The organism is Pseudoalteromonas sp. CO109Y (assembly GCF_004208935.1).
GTDB classification, from domain to species: Bacteria; Pseudomonadota; Gammaproteobacteria; order Enterobacterales; family Alteromonadaceae; genus Pseudoalteromonas; species Pseudoalteromonas shioyasakiensis.
The window spans coordinates 230,688-252,729 of sequence record NZ_SGPD01000030.1 but is presented as its reverse complement, the minus strand read 5'-3'; the positions used below and the strand labels follow the sequence as shown (position 1 = coordinate 252,729).

The following is a 22,042-nucleotide window of genomic DNA, read 5'->3' as shown; positions in this document are numbered from 1 at the left end:
GATAAATTTCGCTCAAGTTTCACCCTATCGATTTATTAAATGGACTTAAAAGGCTTTATTACTGCCCCTCTTATTCTGCTTGTCCTGTTTTGCTCTCACCCTTGTTTTGCAAAAATAACAATTGGTGTATCGAGCGAAAATGGCGAATCTTTAAAGTACTCACGTAAACACTTTTACGGTGAATTAAAATCGGCTTATAGCTGTGTGATCAATCACCTAGATACCGATTATGATGTTATCACTGTGCCGCAAGCACGGCTTATTAAAATGCTGCAAAACAATGAAGTAGATATAGCCATGCCACTTTTATTATTACCACAGAGAGATCTATTTGCGGTTCGCTCAGCAACAATTTACCAAGTTGGATATGAGCTGATAAGCCAAAGTGCTGACTCAGATTTGAGTATCGAGAATTTACGCAGGCAGGCTAACTTGAATGGTATCGTCTATAAACGCGGAACTGGGGCACGTACCTTAATGCTTAAATATTTAGGCATTGATAAAAATGAATCGATAAGCCATGAACATCAAGTTAGTACATGGCAACAAGCCGTTGATTTCGTAGCTAAGAACAGAGCTGGTATCACAGCCCTACCTAGTGTGATTGCAAAAGATATCGAGCCTCACCACTTTGATGGCGTTACACGCATTAAAATGCCAGACCACCAATTAGGGCTATATATGTCATCGCGTTTTGCCAAAAGCGCTGAAGCAACTGCTATCAACGATGCATCAAAAAACTGTAAAGAAGTTAGATAAACGATAGGTTATTTAATTTGCTCAGTCTTAAGCTCAGCTAAACGGCTTTCGACTTGTAAACGCTCTTGCTCTGTTAGTTCGCCATAAAGCTTGGGGTATGGCCAGCCATAACCCCAGCGAAAGCTGGTAGGTAAAAAAGGTGTGCCACCCACTCTGACCCCAGCAAGCATCAATAGCGCAATTTCTTGCTCACCTACTTTTGCAACACACTTTTTTAAATCAACGTCAGCTTGCTCACGTTGCTTGAAAGTACCGCCTTGCCAATATGCAAGGTCATGAGCTTTACAGCAAGCCAACCATAAGTTTTTATGTTCTAAGGTGCCATCAGGAAAAGAGCTGCAACCATCTGTAGTGAAAGGTTTAAGTTCAGCACTACTGGTAATAGAAACATGAAAAAGTAACATCAAACCTAGGATAACGTTAGGATAATTAGCCACGCTCAAGACCTTAAGTAACGACTTAATACTCAACTTGGTACGCAAACCCTTCACAACTCAGCGCTTTTTGGCAATCAGTATCTGCATGTGCACTGATATAACACTGTCCATATACAATCGCATTGCCACCCCTTTGCTGTACTTTACTTTTAAGAGTATCTTGGAGTTGACTTCTAGATCCATCAATATCATCAAACGGACCCGCTTGTGGTAAATGCATATCACTTTCTAATTGGCAATAATAGCTCGAAACCTGGCCAAGAAATGTTGCTCTGTGGCTCACTAATTGGCGTTCTGTAAATACTTCAACATTGTGACCCCGGACTGAAGTTTCAACATCACCAAGCACATACTCACCCACGTTTGTATTTATTGCACAAGAACACAATAAACCAACACTCAACAAAGTAGATAAAGCCTTGAACATATTTTCACCTTCCCTGAATTAATTGTTCAGCTACAAATTACACCAAATAGTAATGGCTTTTGTTTACTAAACTAAAGATAAGCTATCTTATCGTACCCATATAAGGAAATCACAATTAAATTGTAAAAAAGTGCAAAACAAAAAACCGCCGAGGTTAATTCGGCGGTTTAATTATTTAAGTAGTTATTTAAAAGAAGCTTACTTAGCTAATGTTTCGGCTGCTTTTTCTGCAAAAAGGTTACCTAGTTTTATATAGTAATTACTTTTATAGTGCCATTTATCTTCAATGAATTCGACAGGCTCATCAAAGGCGACTAAATGAGCATTGGCATTTGATTGAACATACTTTTTCTGAGCATCCCATACACTCTCTATATATGGCATCATGCGTGTTTGAGGTGTTTTACCAGAGTCTTCGATTCTGCCAAGTATGATTGGTAACTCTTTATTGCCAAAAGTCATCTTCATATCATTCATCAGGCTTGTTAAATTAGCTAAATAAACCTTAGATGCTTGTTCATGATAGGCATCGGCCTCACCCTGCATCCAAATGATCCCTGCTGGGACTAAAGTATCAGCTTCACCATCACCATCTATATCGTTGTTAGCTAACACAGCTCTTACGGTAGTTTGAAAGTTATCCCATTGGTTGATCTTGCTGTTGTCAGCATAGTTCTGCCCCCATGTACCAAAACCAGATGCCCCAAGCGCAATAGATGAACCACCACGCGCATATTTAATAATGGCTATTTTCTTATCTGTGAGCTCAGATAAGCGTTTACCAAAACTCAATTCAGGACCAAACCTTTCAGATAAAATAATTGAATGATCTGTCGATCTTGCGCCTGTTCCAAAACCAGGCATTAAATTAGTCCAAACACCTTTACCACCATTTAATGCATCATCAGCAACAGGGTTACCAAAAAAGAGTAAGGTATTTTCAACTGGTTTTTTATACTGCGCAGGTAAATCTTTATTAAAGCCAAATCCTTCCATATTTGATTGGCCACCCATAAAGTAAAGCAAGTAATCATCCGCTTTACTTTGCGTACTTACTGCTAATAGAGCACATAAAGCTAGTTTTTTAACATTATTTTTCCTTTTGCCAAAAGCAACATGCCCAATAAATATTGGGCATGTTAATTACGTTTTTACTTCAATGCGTCTTCAACAACTGGGTAATGGTCCCATACATGTTTATCGCTCACTGAACGGAGTAACTTAATGTATTCAGCGTGAGTCCAAGCCAGTGGTGTGGCTGAGTTTGTACCCTCACCTAGCTGATAGCCTGCTTTATTGTTGCCTACGCCATCCCAAACTTGTTCAGGTAACATCATGCCTTCATTGGCAAATGCTTCCATACCTTTTACATAGGTGTCTTTAATCACTTGTTGCTTCATCGCATCAAGGCTATTAGTTGCGTTTGCAGCAGCGATTTCATAGTGACCACGTTCACCTGTGAAAAACGGCCATACACGACCACGTTGACCAGGGGTGTTGTTACCACCTTCGGCATAGTTGTTACCTGTCACTTCATCTTCACCGTAACCATCGTTACCATAGCGACGGTAACCAGGGAATGAACCTGAGCCATCAGCAAAATTAAAGGTGTAACGCACTTGCAGATTATCGACTAAGGTTTCGTCATCGTATTCTGGTAATGTTTTTACAATGCTTGGCGCAAGTGCATCACGAACACCATAACGTACAAGCTCTAAGAAACCACCATCAAGGATTTGCTTTTTATCAAAGCCTTCACGGCCATTATTGGCGTTAAGTGTGGTTGATGAGTTTGGATCTTTGTCTTGACCAATACGAATGAAATATTCACCATCGCTGTTTTCAGACTTAAGGTTACCTTGAGTCGTAAACATGGTGCTTTCAATTTCACTATTGTAGGTTTTAGCCGTTGCTAAGTAACGCTCTGCATTTTTAGTGTCACCTGCTTTTTTAGCAATATCAGCAGCTGTCACAAGGCCTGCAACAACCGCAGCCGTTGTTGATGGTGAAAAACCATTTTGTTCTTCCCAACGCTCTTGTTGCGTAGCAGGCGGTGTAATTTGTGTGTCATTCCAAAGAATTTTCGCAAGACCACCATCAACTAAGAAATCAGCAGCTGGTTTTAACATTTTGCCATACCAATCTGTCAGCTCTTGATCGCTAAGTACGCCAGCTTGATGTAGTTTCCACGCTAACATAATTGGCATTGCTGTTTGGTCAAGCTGAACACCTACCCACTCAAGCTCACCATCAACATGCGTCTTTTGTAAGAACCAACCCGTGTCACCACCATTGCCTGGCGTGTTATCTGTTACTTGTACTTTTTCTAGATATTCAAACGCCGTTTTAGCAGTACGTGTATCACCCATGGCCATAAATGCCATTGCTACTTGATAGAAATCACGTACCCAAACCGCTTTATAACCGGTAGACCCTGTTTTAGCTGATACTGTTTCACCCCAAGGGTTAGACAGTGACGCAATTAAAGCACCGGCATGAGTTTTATCTTCTTGCGCTTTCAACACCATGGCGCTGGTATAAAGCAGCTTACCATTATCTGCGGTGCTGTTAGTTAATGTGCTCAAAGGTTCAAGGCTTGCTAAGTAGTCTTGCCAACCAATTGCAGCACCTTCACCGTTATATGCAGCAAGTACTTTTTGGTAGCCTTGGTTTAAACTTGCTTGGCCTTCTTTTAAGCTTGCAGCTTCAGAGTTACCAAAGCTTAAAGCTAAATCAAAGGTGGTGTTTTTAGATACTTCGCCAAGCTCTGCAAGTAAGCTTACATTACCCGACTTATCACCAGTATTTTGGTAAGTCGTTGAGAGTGATTGCGATGTTTTTAACTCTTTTAAGCCATCACTTACACCCGTAAAGCCAACGCTTGCTTGCTTAAATGGTTTAGCGGCTTGTAAAGATAAAAAGCTATCATCTTGCCAAGCAACTAGACCCTTATCAGTCACTTTTGCAAAATCATCTAAGCCGTTGTTATCAATGTAAGGGTTTACATTAACGTAGGCTTTTACACCTTCAAGGTCTGTATTAAATACGCTACGAACAAACAATGTTTGGCCGTTTGGATCTGTAAAAATATGCTTTTCTAAAGTGAAACGACCTTGTTTATCTTTACTAACGACTTTGTAAGCAAGCGATAATGGGCGACCCGCGTCGTCTTTGTATAAATAATCAATGCTAACATCCAGATCATCGTTCTCTGTAACGGTAAAGTCTTTACCGACTACAACAAACTGCATATCTTTGATTTGTGCTTGGTGAATTAAACCAAACATGGTTTCTGTGATCATGCCTTTCGCGATTGAAAACCAAACTTTTGATACTTTGCCGGTAGCAGCTGCGTCGCTATAGTGGCCGTCTTGGTATTGCTCGTAAGAGGTACCAATACCTGTTTTACCTGAGTATGCCCAAAAAGGCTCAACACCCGGTGCTCCTGGTGCAGACACCTGCTCAACTGCTGTATTAGCTGATTGTTCTGAACTACAAGCTGTTAAACCTAACGCTAACAAGCTTGCTGTAATGAGATTAAATTTTTTCATGGTGTGTCCTTATTATTGTTGCTTAACGCGCAGTACAGCGACCGCTGCTAGTACGAATGACACTGCACCTAGCACTAACGCATAAATCGGTTGATTATCAAAAAAGTGACGTAAAATTAGGCCTAATACGCTTGCCGCTAAAAGCTGCGGAATAACAATAAAGAAGTTAAAGATACCCATGTACACACCCATTTTTTTACTTGGTACTGAGGTACTTAACATTGCGTATGGTAAAGATAGAATTGACGCCCAAGCAAAACCTACTCCAATCATTGGCCAGATCAGTAAACTTGGATCTTTGATAATAATGAAGCTGACCAGACCCAATGCACCGAGCACTAGGTTGATTGCGTGAGCCATTTTTAGCCCTACTTTTTTAACGATAACTGGAATACACAGTGCTGCAATGGCAGCAAAACCATTGTAAGCGGCAAATAATACACCAACCCAATCCGCACCGTTATTATAAGCAAGAGAGCTTGTATCACTGCTGCCGTAGTGAAAGCTAGTTACTGCCGAAGTGGTGTAAATCCACATTGCAAATAATGAGAACCAGCTAAAAAATTGTACCCAAGCCAATTGTTTCATCGTTTCTGGCATAGTGAATACATCATTCACAACTTGATAAAAGCCACCACTGGTTGCGTTTTTAGCCTTTAAAGCCCCGGCAATAAATTGAATAACACCAAAGCTAATCAAACCACCAGCAAGTAAATAAAGCTCTTTCTCAAGAGAAAGACCGGTAACGATACCAAGTACTACTAGACCAAGAACCGTAAAGATTGCAGCGCCTTTGTTAAAGTTTACATCACTTTGAACATCGCCCGAGTCATCGCTTTGCTCTTGTTCATGAAAGCTTTCAAGTTCTTCTGGTGAATATTCTTTAGTAGTAAAGACAGTCCAAAACACAGCAATAATTAATACTACTGCGCCAAAGTAAAACGAAAATTTTACAGAATCTGGAATTTGCCCTGCAGGTGCAGTATTAGCAATATCGAACCAGTTAGTCATCATCCAAGGTAATGCAGACGCGACAACCGCACCAACACCAATGAAGAAGCTTTGCATTGCATAACCAGTTGCACGTTGCTTTTTCGGTAAGTTATCACTGACAAGAGCACGGAATGGCTCCATAGTTACGTTAATTGACGCATCCATGATCCATAACATACCCGCCGCAATCCACAGGCTTGGTGAGTTAGGCATAATGAATAACGATAACGTCGTTAAAATAGCGCCATAGAAAAAGAACGGACGACGACGACCTAACTTATTCCATGTTTTATCACTCCAATAACCGATGATCGGCTGAACAATAAGGCCTGTTAATGGTGCTGCAACCCAAAGAATTGGAATATCATCAACATTGGCACCTAAGGTTTGAAAAATACGGCTTACATTACCGTTCTGTAATGCAAAGCCAAATTGGATTCCAAGGAATCCAAAACACATATTCCATATTTGCCAAAAGCTTAGCGTTGGTTTGTTATTATTCATAGTCAGCCTTTAAGGTAAATACTGCACTGCTTAAGCCGTTCAGTTGTAATTGAATTGGCGCCTTCGATGCTGCCTCAGAAATCACAATGTCGGCATGATTTTCTAGGTTATCAGTTAACGTTAAACCACTGTGGTTAAGTTTAGGTAATAACGCTTGGTTAAGAGTAAGCTCAACATTCTGTGGATTTTCTGAAAAGTTACTTATTACAAGCACCAGCTGTTGACCTAGCTTACGCGTAAAGGCAATTACTTGCTCTGAGCCAGTCAATTCAACCGCTTGCATGTCACCGCCAACAATTGCAGGAAGTGTGTTTAATGACATTAACTTGCTGTAGTAAGCGCGAAGATCAGCTTGCTGTTTTGTAAGCGCACCACCATCGAATTTACCATTGTTCATCCACGCTTGATGTGCAGGTACACCCATGTAGTCGAAGATACTTGTACGCGTTGGGTCACCAAAACCACCGTCCTCAGAGCCATCTTCACCGACAGCTTGACCAAAATAAAGTAAGGTTGGCGAGCGCGACATCAATGTAGATACCACCATCGCTGGCTTACCTTTTTCACTACTACCAGCGAAATCTGGGCTAGCAATACGTTGCTCATCATGGTTTTCTAAAAAGTGCAGCATATGCTCTTCAATATCCGCCACTTGGCTTTGGATATCGAAAATAGTATCCGCTGATTGCTTGCCTTGCATCACAGCTTTAACCGTGTCGTAAAAACCGACTTTGTCGTAAAGGTAATCCATCTTACCTTGCTGGATATAAGGGCGATAAAGTGTTGGGTTATATACCTCAGCCAGAATAAAGGCATCGCTTTTTTGCATCTTGATTGATGAGTTCAAAAAGCTCCAAAACTCAACAGGCACCATCTCGGCCATATCATAACGGAAGCCATCGACACCTTTATCTAACCAATAAAGCGCAATATCGCGAAATTTATACCAGCTATTTGGTAAGTCTTTATCCTGCCAAAATGCGTAGTGCGCACGGTAATCTTTATCAGCGTAATCATCCGGTAGTGTTGGGAAGTCGTAGCTGCCGTCTGGTTTCACACCGTAATTGATTTTAACTGTTTCGTACCAATCATTAATGTCAGGTTTAGCGGCACGGGCCCCATTACCCGTCCATTTTGCTGGGGTTTCCGCAAACTGATTATCAGCAAGAGGATGCGGGTTACCACCTAACACTTGGTAGCTATCGCTGGTAGGAACTTGAAATGACTGCCCTGTTACATAGTAAAAGTTATTATCGCGAGCATAGGTTTTCGTCGTGTCATCTTCAGCACCAAAATCCTTTACGCCTTCAGGCTTGGCGACTGACTGGTAATTACGCGCTACGTGATTTGGCACAATATCAATAACAACTTTCATACCGTGCTTATGAGTACGATTAATTAGCTCCACAAACTCTTCTAAGCGGCGCTCAGGGTTAATTGCTAAATCAGGGTTAACATCGTAGTAATCTTTCACCGCATAAGGTGAGCCTGCACGGCCTTTTACAACATCAGGGTCATCTTGTGACAAACCGTATTCGGTATAGTCAGTTACTAAAGCATGACGCGGTACACCAGTGTACCAAACATGCGTTGTTCCTAGCTCTTTAATGCCTTGTAATGCTGCATCATTAAAATCAGCGAATTTACCTACCCCATTTTCTTCTAATGTGCCCCACGGTTTATTGGTGGTGTTAGTGTTACCAAATAATCGAGTGAATACTTGGTAAACCACAGGCTTAGAGATAGCTGCTTGGCTAGATTCTGATTGCTGCTGTTGCGTGTTCTGCTGTACTGGCGCATCGTTACCACAGGCAGTTAAACCTAAAACCGAAGCCACTACTAACGCAGTTAGTTTGTATGTTGTCATCATTACTTCATTTTTCTGTAAATATCAGTTCATACTAATGTTAAGGGCTGCATACGGACAGTAAATGCATACGTATTCAGCCTATTAGTTGCAATTATTCAAGCTCGATTAAGCGTGCTTGCATAGCTTTTAAGCGGATTGGCGCCGCAAGATCAACGCGTTTTTCGCTGATTAAATCACGCCCTTTATTTTTGCCTTTCAGCACTTCTTGCATGTAGCTTAAATCCCAATCAATGGCTTGTTGGTTTTTGTTAAGAACAACCAATACAGTTTGGCCATTGTGCTCCCTCACATAGCTGTAAACGCCTTGCTTGGGTGAAAAATGCATTAAACGACCTTCGCTTAACGCTGGTTTTTCTTGACGAAGCTTAAGCAGTTTTTTCATGCTAGCTAACATCTCTTGCTGATCAGCTGAAAGCCCCTTACCTGTGAAGGCATTCGCTTTTTGACCTTTAAACCCACCTGGAAAGTCAATGCGAATATCACCGTGGTCATTGCTTGGCGTGTTATCGAGCAGCAGCTCAGTGCCGTAATAAATTTGTGGAATACCGCGAGTTGTTAACAGCAGCGTCATGGCTAATTTAGTTTTTGCGAGGTCTTGACCCAGCTCAGTGTAAACACGGCTCATGTCATGGTTATCAGCAAACACCAAAATGTTATCTGTATCAGCATACAAAAAGTCATTCGCCAGCGATTGATATACTTTTACCCAACCTGTATTCCAGCTTTCCTCTTCGTTAAGTGCTTGGATCAACGCCTCTTGTAATGAAAAGTCCATCACACTTGGTAACTCAGAGGTATAACCATCTTGATTGACTTTGCCGCGCTGCCAATAAGATGCAATTGCAGGGTTAGTTGTCCACTCTTCACCAACAATATTAAAGTTTGGATACTCGGTCATAATCGCTTTAGTCCAATCGGCTAAAAATGCTTTATCTGAGTATGAATAGGTATCAACACGAATGCCGCTTAAGTTGGCGTATTCAATCCACCAAATGGCATTTTGAATCAAATACGTTGATAGTAACGGCTGGCGCTGATTTAAATCAGGCATAGACTCAACAAACCAACCATCGTTAAATTGACGTTTGTCGTATTGGCTTGCGTGAGGGTCTTGGATTGTTTGTCTGGCGTGACTGGTTGCATTTTTACCGTTTTCAAACTTCCCATCAAAGTTAACCCAATCAGCAGTAGGCATATCAGCCATCCACTGATGTGATGAACCAAAGTGATTAAGTACCATGTCCATCACTAAGCCGATACCATGCTCTTTCGCTTCTGCAGATAAGGTTTTATAAAGCGAATTACTGCCCATACGCGGATCAACTTTGTAAAAGTCAGTAATAGCATAACCATGATAAGAATAACTTGGCATGTCATTTTCAAGCACTGGTGTTAACCAAAGTTGAGTCACACCGAGGTCCTCAAGATAATCTAGGCTATTAATAACACCTTGAATATCACCACCATGTCGACCTCCTTTAAAACTTGGGTTTACAGCCTCCTTCATACCAGCAACGGTGTCATTGTTTGGGTCACCATTTACAAAGCGATCAGGATTGATTAAATAAAGTGTGTCTTTATTTGTAAAGCCATGACGATTGGCACTTTGCTTATCACGGGTATTTAATGGGTAAGTAAATTCTGTGCCATCTTTAGCTTTAAAAGTCAGTGTACCCGCCTTTGCATTATCGCTAATGGTTAAATCTAAAAACGCGTAATTAGGGTTATTCGTTGTTGTCACCCCTTTAAACTCAACACCTTTATAGGGCATCATTTGCCACGTTTTGTTAGCAATATTGTTATCGTAAAGCATGACTTGTAATGAGTCATTTTGCATCCCTACCCACCAGTTTTCTGGTGACACAGTAATAGCAAAACTTGCTGTTGAGTTAAAAAGTGTAAATGCAGTCGTTAGCGCTAAAAATGATTGTGTTTTTCTCATAATTAATTTTGTACTTTTTCTAAGAATTGACTGTGGCTCGGCAGCTGCTCGACAGTGCTGTTAATCAAGGTTTTTAAATTGCTAAATAACTCATTTAATTGCTTATCTGATAACGCATCAGTTAATGGATGGTGATCCTCTGCAATTAGCCCTTGGCCTATCATCACTTGCTGCCACGCAACTTCGGCAAATAGCTCATCGTCTTCTCTTACGAGCTTTCCGCTGGTTTTAAATAGCTCAATTTTCTTTTTAAGACTGCTTGGAATATCCATGCCTTTACAAAAACGCCAAAACGCACTGTCATCACGCTCTGTAATTTTGTAATGAAGAATAATAAAGTCACGAATTCGCTCAAATTCTGTTTTACTTTGTTGATTAAATTCATCCACAAGGCCTTGTTTAATACCTTGATGAGGAAAAAACTTAATTAAACGAATGGCTGCACTTTGAATTAAATGAATACTGGTCGATTCTAATGGCTCTAAAAACCCGCTTGATAAGCCAACTGATACTACATTTTTATGCCACTGTTTTAAGCGACGACCTGTTTTAAACTTAATAACGCGGGGCTCTGTCAGTGGTTTAGCAGGTAGGTTTTCTAAGAGCTGTTGCTTTGCCGCTTCATCTGATAAGAAACGTGAAGAATACACAAGGCCGTTGCCTACACGATGCTGTAAAGGAATTTGCCACTGCCAACCCGAGTCTCTTGCAATTGAACGTGTATAAGGAATTGCATCAGAAGCTGATTCACTTTGCACCGCAATCGCACTATCACATGGTAACCAATGTGACCAATCTTCAAAGCCGGTATTAAGAGTTTGTTCTATCAATAAAGCACGTAAACCGGTGCAATCAATAAATAAGTCGCCGTCTATTTGCTCGCCACTTTTAAGTAGCAAAGAGCGAATATACCCGCTTTCATGGCATTGGTTAACCGATTCAATTTTGCCTTCAATGCGTTTTACGCCCCGTGATTGCGCTAATTCCTTTAAGAATTCGCCATATCGAGTGGCATCAAAATGGTAGGCATAATGTAAGCCCGCCAACTGAGTGTTAGGAATGTGCTTGAGGTGAGCAAATTTATGAGCTTTTGCAGCTTGATAATTAAGTGAAAAATCCCAAAAATCAGGCGCATTATTAGCTTGATTTGCTTTTAGCCAAAAATGATAAAACTCACAAAACGGAAAATCTTTACCTATCTCACCAAAGGCATGCATGTAGCTGTGGCCTTTGCTGCGCCAATTTTCAAACTCAATACCGAGCTTAATCGTGGCACCAGTAGCCTTAATAAATTCTTTTTCAGAAATGCCTAGCGCACCATTTAGATGCAAAATAGGTGGGATGCTTGCTTCGCCTACACCAACAGTGCCGATCTCTGCTGACTCTATCAGCGTGATATCAATTACTTTGCCCAGCACTTTATTAAGTAATGCAGCGGTTATCCAACCAGCAGTACCACCACCGGCAATCACGACCTTGGTTATTTTTTTTGTTTCCATAGTACACCTAACGCCAATTTCAATTCATTGAGTGTAGCTCACTGATATAAAAAAGCCCTTGTAAAACAAATCACAAGGGCAATTTTCCATCGCTGTTTTAGCTAATTACAGCTTGTAGCTGAAGCCTAACAGGAATGTACGACCGTAGTCTTGGTAGTCACGTACTTGAAGTGAGTTATCACCTTGTAGTGATGTGAACGGCTCTTCAGTGATGTTCTGTACTTGGAATGTTACAGATAAACCGTCAAGGCTCTCTACACCGCCTTCGCTAAAGTCATAACCAATTTGAGCATCCCAAATTGTTTCGCCTTTAATGTCAACTTGTGTAGTCGCAAAACCTAAACCGTATACGTCACCTTTAAAGTCGCTACGCTTACGCATGCTAGTACGCGCTTGGAAACCGTTACGCTCAAAGTAAACTGTTAGGCTATCAATTTGGTCAGATAGACCAGGTAGCTCATAATCGTTGCCATGTTGGTCAGTTAAGTCTTGCTCAACACCTGTATGGCTTGCGATTAAACCAAAACCATCAAGTGATTCGCTGAACATAGTGAATGGTAGTGTTAATGAAAGCTCGTAACCCCATAGGTCACCAGAACCACCGTTTACTTTACCAGAGCCTGTACCTGTTGAAGTTTCAGGGATTTCACCAGTAGACGGGTCAGCTACACCGCTCATGTCGATTTCATAAGTACCGTCGAAAATCCACTGAGTGATATCTTTATAGAATACAGCTGCAGCGAAGTAACCTTCTTCATGGAAGTAGTTTTCATAGCTTAAATCAAAACCAGTTGCTTCTTTTGGCTCAAGCTCTGGGTTACCACCTGATACGCTCCAGTAGTTACCGTTTTCATCTGGTTGCTGATTGTAAGAAGCGTTAACTGATGAGTTCATTTCGTCTAAGCGAGCACGAGAAATCGTTTTTGCCGCACCAAAACGTACAGTTTGCTCTTCATCAATTGCAAATGATAAGTTGATGCTTGGCAAGAAGTGGCTGTAGTCATGGCTTACATCTGTTGGTGATACAACAACTAAACCATCCACAGTATTAGCAGCAAAGCCTTGTGAAGACTGTTCAGTTTTCACATAACGCACACCAACGTTACCTGTTACAGGGATAGAGCCCAGCTCTGCATTAATGTCAGCTTGTGCGAAGAACGCTGTTACTTCCTCTTGAACTGTCCAAGACTGTGTCTTGTGTTTTGAATCAGTTAAGCTTTCTTGAAGAAGGCTATAGTAACCATCATTCACCAGACCGTTGGTATCATAAGCAACCATGTTGCCCATACCAATGAAATCAAGGCTAGCTGACCCTAAACGGTATTGTTCTGGGATAGATAGCATACCCGGGTTTGATAAAGAGAAGTCTTTTAGTGTCATGAAGTAACCTTCAGACAACTTGCTCTTTTCACGGTCACGGTATGACATACCGAATGACACACGGCTGATGTAAGCGTTATCAAGTACTTTGCTTGCAGCAAGTTTCAATGTGCTTAGTTCATCATTGATTTCTGGCGCATTGATGAAACCATCTTGCGCAGTATTTTGATAAGCAGTATCAGTTAGACCGTACTTATCGTTAAGTGCAGCACTTGCACCCCAAGATAATGGGCCACCAAGTTGAATTAAGTCATAATCGCTGTAATCAAGGTTATGGCTGAATTGTGCGCCAGTGTTACCACCGTCAAACTCATAACCAATCGTATCAGCAACACCATTTGCATCACCACGACCTGTACCTGAGTAGCTTTCGATACTCCAGATTTGACGCTCAACTTCAGAGCGGCTTACGTCAAATTCTACTGACCAATCATCGCTGATGTCGTATTTTGCATTAAAACCAAACTGAGTTAGTTCTGCGTTACGCTCTTCGTAGTCATTACGAACAACAACACGTTGGCCTTCTGTTACTGCGCTTGTGATGAAACCAGAATCTGCGTCAACAACAGCTGAACTTGGGTCAATTGAACCTTGGCCCCATGCAAATGGCACTTCGATACCACGTAAGATTTTCTCATCAGAGAAATCTACATATAAAGCATCAAATGTCATGTTTAGGCGATCAGTCGGCGCAGCTTCAATAACAAGCATTGCTGTATCACGTTCAAGAGTCGATGAACGTACGAATGGCTTAGCACCACCTAAAATTGAGTACGTATTACCATCTTCACCTGTAAATTCAGGGTAACCCCAAGAGTTCCAACGTTTTTCTTGGTTTGGAGAGCTCATCGTGTTGTAAGCAAATGCAACACCGATTGTGTCATCTGCAAATTGGTCAATGTAAGAAACCGTACCACGGAAACCTTTATCGTCACCGTCTGGGTTTAATTTGTCAAAACCCGTTTGCTCGTATTGGCCGTTGAACATGATAACTTGCTCACCTTTACTTAAAGGTTTAACAGTTTGCATGTCGATAACGCCAGCGATACCTTCAGCATCAATGCCTGCGCTTGGAGTTTTATATACCGTTACGCCACTCATAATTTCTGATGGGTAAAGGTCAAATTCAACGCCACGGTTGTCGCCGATTGAAACTTGCTCACGACCGTTGAATGTTGTTGCACTTTCGTTTTCACTGAAACCACGAACACTTACACGGCTAGCTCGACCGTCTAGACGTTGTGCTGTTAAACCAGGAAGGCGTGCGATTGATTCTGCGATTGATGAATCAGGTAATTTACCGATATCTTCTGCTGAGATTGACTCAACAACTTCAGGAGTGAAGCGTTTAGTATTAATAGATTCTACAACACTGCCACGAAAACCTTTTACTTCGATAACTTCAACGTTATCGTTTTTTGCTTTTTGGTCTTCTTCTGCAGCATACGCTACAAAGCTATTTAAACCTGCGGCTGTTAAAGCCAGAGTTAATATACTTGGTTTGAACATAGACATGATGTTTTCCCATTACCCAAATTGTAATGCCAACGTGTTGCAGTTATTCATTAACATAATAGCTGTAATTCGCTGACTGATTTTGTTGTCGAATTGAATATTAACGCTCTGATTATTTTCTTAACAAATTTATGCATACGTATTCAGCGTAGTCCACCACCACGAACATTAACAACATTTTTACAAAATAGAATTGTAACCATTTGAATATAAATGATTTATCAATTTTATTGTGTGATTTAATAGTATTGAAACATTTTCGCTATATTTTCGACCCAAATTTGGTTACAAAAATAGGTACTAAGCCATTTATCTCGGTTAGATGGTGACTTAACGCAATTATTAAAGGTACTCGTCTATACCAATGATAATTGGTCTTACCAATACAACCCCCGCACCATTATGGTGTAAGCCAGCTATATTATGCACCAAGCTGGCGTTCGCGATCATAATTAAAACCCAACAAACCTAATTGGTAAATTTTATTGATAGAAATTCGAGTTGTTTACTTTTAAATCAAGTTAATAAATTTTACTGAGAACAAAGATGAATTTGGCGTGCATACGTATGCAGAGTTTTTACAGTATCTCACCCTTCACGTATGCTTTTGACATTCCGGCAACATATTGCATTAACGGTTGCCTAACAGTTTACATACACTGAGTGTCACGATGGAGAAAAACATGGCTCAAAAGCAGTGGTATAAAGGTGCGGTTATTTATCAAGTTTACCCGCGCAGTTTCCAAGACACCAATGGCGATGGCATTGGTGATATCAAAGGTATCATTGATCGTATTGATTATATTAAAAGCCTAGGTGTTGATGCTATTTGGGTTTCGCCTTTCTTTAAATCACCAATGAAAGACTTTGGTTATGACATCAGTGACTATCGTGATATCGACCCATTATTTGGTAACCTTGACGATTTTGATGAACTCATTGCACAAGCTCATCAACGTGATATTAAGATCATTATTGATCAGGTATTGAGCCATACCTCAGATCAACATCAATGGTTCCTTGATAGCCGTGAAGATAAAACCAACGACAAATCAGATTGGTACGTGTGGGCAGATGCTAAACCGGACGGCACACAACCAAATAACTGGTTATCAATTTTTGGTGGCCCTGCGTGGCAATGGGAACCACGCCGTGGTCAATATTACTTACACAATTTCTTTGCTGAGCAGCCAGATTTAAACTTCCATAACCCTGAAGTGCGCAAAGCAGTATTAGATAATGTTGAGTTTTGGCTGAAGAAAGGCGTTGATGGTTTCCGTTTAGATGCAATTAACTTTTGCTATCACGATGCTCAATTACGTGATAATCCAGCTAAGCCACCAGAGAAACGTCAAGGCCGTGGCTTTAGCGAAGACAACCCTTATGCGTTCCAGTATCACTACTACAATAATACGCAACCTGAGAACCTTAGTTTTATGCAGGACATTCGTGCCCTACTAAACAAGTATCCTGGTACAGTTGCATTAGGCGAAATCTCATCTGAAGATTCACTGGCAACCATGGCAGAGTACACATCAGGTGGTGACAAACTTCATATGGGTTATAGCTTTGAGCTACTGACTAACGACTATAGCGCGGAATATATTCGTACCACAGTAAGCACTTTAGAGCAGCGCATGACTGAAGGTTGGCCATGTTGGGCATTTAGCAACCACGACGTAGAACGTGTTGCTAGCCGCTGGAGTCAAGGTGAAAAAATTGAGCCTCAGCAATGTAAGATGCTAACAGCCCTACTTGCTTCATTACGTGGTAGTGTATGTATGTACCAAGGTGAAGAGCTTGGTTTAGGTGAGGCAGAAGTCGCATTTGAAGACTTACAAGACCCATATGGCATTACATTCTGGCCAAACTTTAAAGGCCGTGACGGTTGTCGTACACCAATGCCATGGGATGCAGCAGATGCTGAGCAAGCAGGTTTCTCAACAGTAAAACCTTGGCTACCTGTGGGCGATGCGCACAAATCAGTCGCCGTAAATACGCAAGATCATGATAAAGATTCAATTTTGAATGCTTATCGTGAATTTATGGCATGGCGTAAAGATAAGAACGTATTGTTAGAAGGCGATATTGAATTTATCGAAACGCAAGAGCCAGTGCTTGCTTTTTATAGAACGCTTAACGACACTAAAATGCTTTGTGCATTCAACTTAGGCGCACAAAGTAGTGAACTGACAATCTCTGATACTGTGTCTTCGCAGCATACTGAGATATCTCATCACACAGCTGAATTAAACAATAATACAGTCACTCTGCCCGGGTTCGGTTGCTTTTACGCAACCCTGAATTAATAATCAGTTGTTAAAAAACCAAGCCCTGCAATTGCAGGGCTTTTTTATTCCTAATCGTGGTGTTAGTGGTTCATGGTTTTACTATTAATGTAATCTGTGAGCGCAAACAACACCCCCGACACCACAAACGTGACATGTATTAACACCTTCCAGAGTAGCTCATCTGTTGAATGGTTGTTCGAGCTAATAAAGACTTTTAAAAGCTCCACAGCCGATATAGCGACAATAGCGCTTATCAGTTTCATCTTCAGACCCGAGAAACCAACTTTACCCATCCACACAGGTCTGTCTTCATGGTTGTCTATATTTAACTTTGACACAAAATTTTCGTAGCCACTGAAAATGATGATAAGCAAAAGCCCTGCTAGTAGCGCAGTGTCAACTAAAGTCAAAATACCTACCAAAAGCTCTTGGTTTGACGCAGTGAACGTATTTAAGGCCATGCTGTATAAATATTTAAAGAACTTTAGCAGCAGTAATACCACAGCGACTAATAAGCCAATAAAGAATGGCGCTAATAACCAACGCGAGCGAAAAATAAAACTCTCTACAACTTGTTCTAGTTTAGTTGGTACTTTCTTTATTTTTGAATGAGTCCCTTGTTCAGACATAACTTAGTTCACTTTTCTTTTAAAATTAGCGCGATAATACGTGTTTTGACCTTACGATTACCAGTATTAGAGGCAAAAAGAGTGGTTATTTTTTGCTTATCTTTACGATAAAAATATTTCGTTATCTTTTTTTGAAATTTAGTTTATAAATTCACTCAAGCAAAGTGACATTCACATTGCGCACCATTACTGTGCAATTGAGCCGGTAATAAGTACTTTTGTTGATTAGGAATAATTAAATGAAAAAAGCATTGCTAGCACTAATTTTGGCACCTGTTTTAAGCGTGTCAGCAACGAATGCAATCGCTAACGAAGCACCTGAAGCATCAGCTGAAATGATCAAAGAATACACTGAAATGTGTTTAAACTGGGCGAAAGATGATGACATCAGCAACGAAGAATTAAAGCCATACGTATTAAAATGTTTAAACGATGAGCTTGAAGCTGAAGGCTATAAAAAAGTAAAAGACGTACAAATCTAATTTTACGCCTGCTTAGAATATAGAAAAACCGGAATGACACAATGATGTGCGCTCCGGTTTTTTGTTTTTAATGACTGCAATAATCAGCTAATGCACTTAATAAAAATAATAACGAGCCTACCATGAATAACACCACCCCACTGTGGCGTACTTTATAAATGCTGGTAAAAATAAGGCACTACCAAAGAAAAAGGCGCATGCTGATAAGATATTCACCAACGCATTAACTTTAGATACGAGTGTAAATTTCATAACCATTCCTTATTCTGTTAAATCAGGGATAAAGTGAAACGCTTTAACTATGCGGTTCCAGCTGTTTATCTCAAGTACTACCGTCGTTAATACCACGATGTCTTTTTCGTTAAAAATAGCAGACACTTGGTTGTAAACATCGTCTTCAACATGTTTATCAATGATATTTGTTAAGGCTTCCGCCCAAGCGAGTGCTGCAGTTTCTTGTTCTGAGAACACAGGGACTTCACGCCACGCTGCTAGTACATCGAGTCGCTGTTGACACTCACCTTGGCTTCTCAGCTCTGCTGAGTGCATATGCTGACAAAACCCACAGCCATTAATTTGCGACACTCTTAGTCTTACTAAATCAGCGAGCTTCGCGGTTATGTTTGTATCTTCTGGCAGTCCGCTGAGCCCAGTTAAATGTTTAACAAGTCCTGGGTTGAGTGAATAAACCTGCTGTTGTGATAAACGTGTTTGCATTTTGAATCTCCTGTCTTGATGTTGATGACAGAATAACAACAGCCTAAAAGCAAAGATTGGTAAAAAACGACATTAGCGATGCCATACAAGCATAAAAAAGGGGTTGCAACTGCAACCCCTTTTTATAATCTACATAGATGTAAACTTACTTTTTAGCCGCCGCTTTTTTCTTAGCTGGCGCTTTCTTTTTACTCTCTTCTACCCACTTGCCATTTTGGTAATGAGCAGTCCAGCCTGTGGCTTTACCATCTACTTCACTCATTACATACTGCTCTTTATTTTTACGGCTGTATCGAACGACTGAAGGATTACCATCAGGGTCTTTTGCAGGTGCGTCAGCAAGGTAATAAAACTTTTCAGAAATACGGTCTCTAAAACGTTTTAATTCTTCCACTTTTGGCGCACGTGTTTCACGTGATTTAGGGAAGGTATTTGCAGCTAAGAAAATACCCGATGCACCATCACGCAGTACAAAGTAAGCTTCTGATTTTTCGCACTCAAGTTCAGGTAAATGAACTGGATCTTCTTTTGGTGGCGCGGCTTCACCGTTTTTAAGTAACTTACGTGTATTTTTACACTCTTCATTACTACAACCGAAGTACTTACCAAAACGACCCGATTTTAACTGCATATCAGAGCCACATTTATCACATTCGATAATTGGGCCGTCGTAACCTTTAATTTTAAAGGTACCTTGTTCAACGATATAACCCTTACATGCTGGGTTATTACCACACACATGCAATTTACGCGTTTCATCGATTAAGTATGAATCCATTGCCGTTTCACAGATTGGGCAACGCTTCATTTGCATTAGTGACTCTGTTTCAACGTCTTCCACATCTGCCGCAATGGCTTCATCGCCTGGCACTAAATTCATTGTTGTAGTACAACGTTCTTTTGGTGGCAGGTTATAACCTGTACAACCTAAGAACACACCGGTTGATGCGGTACGAATACCCATCTTACGACCACAAGTCGGACAATCGATATCAGTCTCGACCATTTGGTTTTGACGCATACCACCGTGCTCTTCGTCGCCAGAGGCAATTTCAAGCTGAGTTGAAAAGTCCGCATAGAATTTATCGAGAACTTGTGTCCAAACACGCTCACCTTCTGCGATATCATCCAGACGACCTTCCATCTTAGCGGTAAAATCAAAGTTCATCAGATCTTCGAAGTTTTCAACTAAACGGTCTGTAACAATCTCACCCATTTTTTCGGCGAAGAAACGGCGGTTTTCAACACGTACGTAACCACGGTCTTGAATCGTTGAAATAATTGATGCATACGTAGAAGGACGACCAATACCACGTTTTTCTAATTCTTTAACTAAGCTTGCTTCACTAAAACGTGCAGGTGGCTTTGTAAAATGTTGTTTAGGATCTAACTCAACAAGGGTCAGTACATCACCTTCTTTAACCGCAGGCAGTGATTGATCTTCTTCGTTCTTTTTACGAACAGCTGGCTGAACTTTAGTCCAACCATCAAAACGAAGCACGCGGCCTTTTGCTTTTAACTGATAATCACCAGCGCCAACTGTTAAAGTTGTTAAATCGTATTCTGCTGGAACCATTTGGCAGGCAACAAACTGACGCCAAATTAATTCGTAGAGTTTTTTAGCGTCCGCTTCAACACCGTCTAAATGACCAGACAACACAGTAACACTAGAAGGACGAATCGCTTCGTGCGCCTCTTGAGCATTACCTTTTGAGCTATAACTAATCGGTGCTTTCGGTAAATACTTCTCACCAAACTGCTCTGTCACGTAATCACGACACATTTCAACCGCATCTTTCGATAAGTTAGTTGAATCGGTACGCATATAAGTAATGTGACCTGCTTCATATAAGCGTTGAGCCAGCATCATGGTCTTCTTAACACCATAACCTAGGCGTGTACTTGCTGCCTGTTGCATGGTTGAAGTAATAAATGGTGCGCTTGGTTTACTCTTACTAGGCTTTTCTTCAACGCTAATGACCTTGTAGTCAGCTTTTTCAAGTTGACTAACGGCAGACATCGCCTGCTCTTCATTAACTGGCTTAAAAGGCTTGTCAGCGTGTTTGGTCACTTCTAGGCGTAAAGCTGCTTCTGTATTTTTAACATCGGCGTGGATATCCCAGAACTCTTCAGGAATAAATGCTTTGATTTCGCGTTCTCGTTCAACAAGTAAACGCACTGCGACAGATTGCACACGACCAGCTGATAAACCACGGGCCACTTTAGCCCATAGCAATGGAGACACCATAAAGCCCACTACACGGTCAAGGAAACGACGCGCTTGTTGCGCGTAAACCATGTCAGTGTTTAATTCACCTGGTGTTTCGAATGCTTGCTGAATCGCATTTTTAGTGATTTCGTTAAAAACAACTCGCTTATATTTTTCAGGTTCACCACCGATAATCTGTTCGAGGTGCCATGCAATCGCTTCCCCTTCTCTATCCAAATCGGTTGCGAGATAGATTTTATCGGCGTTTTCTGCAAGTTTTTTTAATTCTTGAACAACTTTTTCTTTGCCCGGTAAGACTTCGTAATGTGGTTCCCAGCCTTTTTCAGGATCAATACCCATGCGAGCAACAAGATTTTTATAATCGCGTTGCTTTTTATAGGCAGCTTTTTCTTCTGGTGACATTTTTCGAACTTCAGCAGGCGTTTTCGTCGCTGCAGTCTTCGTTTTGCCTGAACCTGAAGTTGGTAGATCACGCACATGTCCAACGCTGGACTTTACGATGAAATCGTTACCTAAGTATTTATTAATTGTTTTTGCCTTTGCTGGAGACTCTACAATTACAAGTGATTTGCCCATAGCTGCCTATTTCTGACCGAGTATTTTAAAAGTTTTTTGCCCTTATAAATGTATATCCATCACATTAAACAAATAAGTATGATTTTTTAACATTGGAGCACGAATATTTATAGGTATATCTACAAACACCAATTGTTACAAGCTTTTAATAGAAACTTTTCTTCATTGAGTGAATAATTAAACAATTTTTGTTGCTAATTTAGTCAATGTGGTGTTTTGCGGTAATTTCAAGGGGAATAT

The 22,042-nt window shown here is 40.8% G+C and carries 16 protein-coding genes; 3 read left to right on the top strand and 13 right to left on the bottom strand.

Annotated elements, in window-relative coordinates:
- The first annotated feature begins 39 nt into the window (after positions 1-39).
- On the top strand, positions 40-759 hold the full coding sequence (locus EXT43_RS13040) for a hypothetical protein (protein ID WP_062564512.1): 720 nt from the start codon (positions 40-42) through the stop codon (positions 757-759).
- Between the two features lie 8 nt (positions 760-767).
- Here the strand turns inward: EXT43_RS13040 and EXT43_RS13035 are convergent, their stop codons facing one another.
- The 9 genes from EXT43_RS13035 to EXT43_RS12995 all read right to left on the bottom strand — a co-directional run bounded on the left by EXT43_RS13035 (position 768) and on the right by EXT43_RS12995 (position 14,877).
- Positions 768-1,196 carry a hypothetical protein gene (locus tag EXT43_RS13035; protein WP_331498172.1) on the bottom strand — a complete coding sequence of 143 codons (429 nt, stop codon included), beginning with the start codon at positions 1,194-1,196 and terminating at the stop codon, positions 768-770.
- 22 nt (positions 1,197-1,218) lie between these two features.
- Complete coding sequence (locus EXT43_RS13030; RefSeq protein ID WP_062564513.1) at positions 1,219-1,623, bottom strand: hypothetical protein; 405 nt, start codon at positions 1,621-1,623, stop codon at positions 1,219-1,221.
- A 198-nt stretch (positions 1,624-1,821) separates the two neighbouring features.
- Complete coding sequence (locus EXT43_RS13025; RefSeq protein WP_130167158.1) at positions 1,822-2,649, bottom strand: sialate O-acetylesterase; 828 nt, start codon at positions 2,647-2,649, stop codon at positions 1,822-1,824.
- A 125-nt stretch (positions 2,650-2,774) separates the two neighbouring features.
- The gene (locus EXT43_RS13020) at positions 2,775-5,174 is read right to left on the bottom strand and encodes a glucan 1,4-alpha-glucosidase (RefSeq protein ID WP_062564515.1); all 2,400 of its coding nucleotides are present in this window, start codon (positions 5,172-5,174) and stop codon (positions 2,775-2,777) included.
- Between the two features lie 12 nt (positions 5,175-5,186).
- The gene (locus EXT43_RS13015) at positions 5,187-6,671 is read right to left on the bottom strand and encodes an MFS transporter (protein WP_055020845.1); all 1,485 of its coding nucleotides are present in this window, start codon (positions 6,669-6,671) and stop codon (positions 5,187-5,189) included.
- Complete coding sequence (locus tag EXT43_RS13010) at positions 6,664-8,541, bottom strand: alpha-amylase family glycosyl hydrolase (RefSeq protein ID WP_062564516.1); 1,878 nt, start codon at positions 8,539-8,541, stop codon at positions 6,664-6,666. The genes EXT43_RS13015 and EXT43_RS13010 overlap by 8 nt, the downstream gene beginning before the upstream one ends.
- Positions 8,542-8,632: 91 nt before the next feature.
- On the bottom strand, positions 8,633-10,483 hold the full coding sequence (locus EXT43_RS13005; RefSeq protein ID WP_062564517.1) for a glycoside hydrolase family 13 protein: 1,851 nt from the start codon (positions 10,481-10,483) through the stop codon (positions 8,633-8,635).
- Between the two features lie 2 nt (positions 10,484-10,485).
- Entirely contained in the window at positions 10,486-11,982 is a 1,497-nt protein-coding gene (locus EXT43_RS13000) for a tryptophan halogenase family protein (protein ID WP_130167157.1), read from the bottom strand.
- Between the two features lie 105 nt (positions 11,983-12,087).
- Entirely contained in the window at positions 12,088-14,877 is a 2,790-nt protein-coding gene (locus tag EXT43_RS12995) for a TonB-dependent receptor (protein WP_130167156.1), read from the bottom strand.
- Positions 14,878-15,560: 683 nt separating this feature from the next.
- On the opposite strand from EXT43_RS12995, the gene EXT43_RS12990 reads away from it, so the two are divergent.
- Positions 15,561-17,186, top strand: coding sequence for an alpha-glucosidase family protein (locus EXT43_RS12990; protein ID WP_062564519.1), 1,626 nt, complete (start codon positions 15,561-15,563; stop codon positions 17,184-17,186).
- Positions 17,187-17,248: 62 nt separating this feature from the next.
- On the opposite strand, the gene EXT43_RS12985 is transcribed toward EXT43_RS12990, so the two are convergent.
- On the bottom strand, positions 17,249-17,797 hold the full coding sequence (locus EXT43_RS12985) for a TIGR00645 family protein (protein ID WP_062564520.1): 549 nt from the start codon (positions 17,795-17,797) through the stop codon (positions 17,249-17,251).
- Positions 17,798-18,036: 239 nt separating this feature from the next.
- Between EXT43_RS12985 and EXT43_RS12980 the strand changes: the two genes are divergently transcribed.
- Complete coding sequence (locus EXT43_RS12980; protein WP_054561654.1) at positions 18,037-18,279, top strand: hypothetical protein; 243 nt, start codon at positions 18,037-18,039, stop codon at positions 18,277-18,279.
- A gap of 117 nt (positions 18,280-18,396) precedes the next feature.
- Here EXT43_RS12980 and EXT43_RS20915 read toward each other — a convergent pair whose 3' ends face one another.
- The 3 genes from EXT43_RS20915 to topA all read right to left on the bottom strand — a co-directional run bounded on the left by EXT43_RS20915 (position 18,397) and on the right by topA (position 21,802).
- Entirely contained in the window at positions 18,397-18,531 is a 135-nt protein-coding gene (locus tag EXT43_RS20915) for a hypothetical protein (RefSeq protein ID WP_276319708.1), read from the bottom strand.
- A gap of 9 nt (positions 18,532-18,540) precedes the next feature.
- Positions 18,541-18,996 (bottom strand): carboxymuconolactone decarboxylase family protein, encoded by a 456-nt coding sequence (locus tag EXT43_RS12970; RefSeq protein WP_062564521.1) that lies wholly within the window; start codon positions 18,994-18,996, stop codon positions 18,541-18,543.
- Between the two features lie 145 nt (positions 18,997-19,141).
- Positions 19,142-21,802 (bottom strand): type I DNA topoisomerase, encoded by a 2,661-nt coding sequence (gene topA, locus EXT43_RS12965; protein WP_062564522.1) that lies wholly within the window; start codon positions 21,800-21,802, stop codon positions 19,142-19,144.
- Between the last annotated feature and the right edge of the window lie 240 nt (positions 21,803-22,042).

Bases quoted from the DNA above. Each gene is read 5' to 3' on its own strand.
- EXT43_RS13040 (WP_062564512.1), top strand. From the start codon at position 40: ATGGACTTAAAAGGCTTTATTACTGCCCCTCTTATTCTGCTTGTCCTG.
- EXT43_RS13030 (WP_062564513.1), bottom strand. From the start codon at position 1,623: ATGTTCAAGGCTTTATCTACTTTGTTGAGTGTTGGTTTATTGTGTTCT.
- EXT43_RS13020 (WP_062564515.1), bottom strand. From the start codon at position 5,174: ATGAAAAAATTTAATCTCATTACAGCAAGCTTGTTAGCGTTAGGTTTA.
- EXT43_RS13015 (WP_055020845.1), bottom strand. From the start codon at position 6,671: ATGAATAATAACAAACCAACGCTAAGCTTTTGGCAAATATGGAATATG.
- EXT43_RS13010 (WP_062564516.1), bottom strand. From the start codon at position 8,541: ATGATGACAACATACAAACTAACTGCGTTAGTAGTGGCTTCGGTTTTA.
- EXT43_RS13005 (WP_062564517.1), bottom strand. From the start codon at position 10,483: ATGAGAAAAACACAATCATTTTTAGCGCTAACGACTGCATTTACACTT.
- EXT43_RS13000 (WP_130167157.1), bottom strand. From the start codon at position 11,982: ATGGAAACAAAAAAAATAACCAAGGTCGTGATTGCCGGTGGTGGTACT.
- EXT43_RS12995 (WP_130167156.1), bottom strand. From the start codon at position 14,877: ATGTCTATGTTCAAACCAAGTATATTAACTCTGGCTTTAACAGCCGCA.
- EXT43_RS12990 (WP_062564519.1), top strand. From the start codon at position 15,561: ATGGCTCAAAAGCAGTGGTATAAAGGTGCGGTTATTTATCAAGTTTAC.
- EXT43_RS12985 (WP_062564520.1), bottom strand. From the start codon at position 17,797: ATGTCTGAACAAGGGACTCATTCAAAAATAAAGAAAGTACCAACTAAA.
- EXT43_RS12980 (WP_054561654.1), top strand. From the start codon at position 18,037: ATGAAAAAAGCATTGCTAGCACTAATTTTGGCACCTGTTTTAAGCGTG.
- EXT43_RS20915 (WP_276319708.1), bottom strand. From the start codon at position 18,531: ATGAAATTTACACTCGTATCTAAAGTTAATGCGTTGGTGAATATCTTA.
- EXT43_RS12970 (WP_062564521.1), bottom strand. From the start codon at position 18,996: ATGCAAACACGTTTATCACAACAGCAGGTTTATTCACTCAACCCAGGA.
- topA (WP_062564522.1), bottom strand. From the start codon at position 21,802: ATGGGCAAATCACTTGTAATTGTAGAGTCTCCAGCAAAGGCAAAAACA.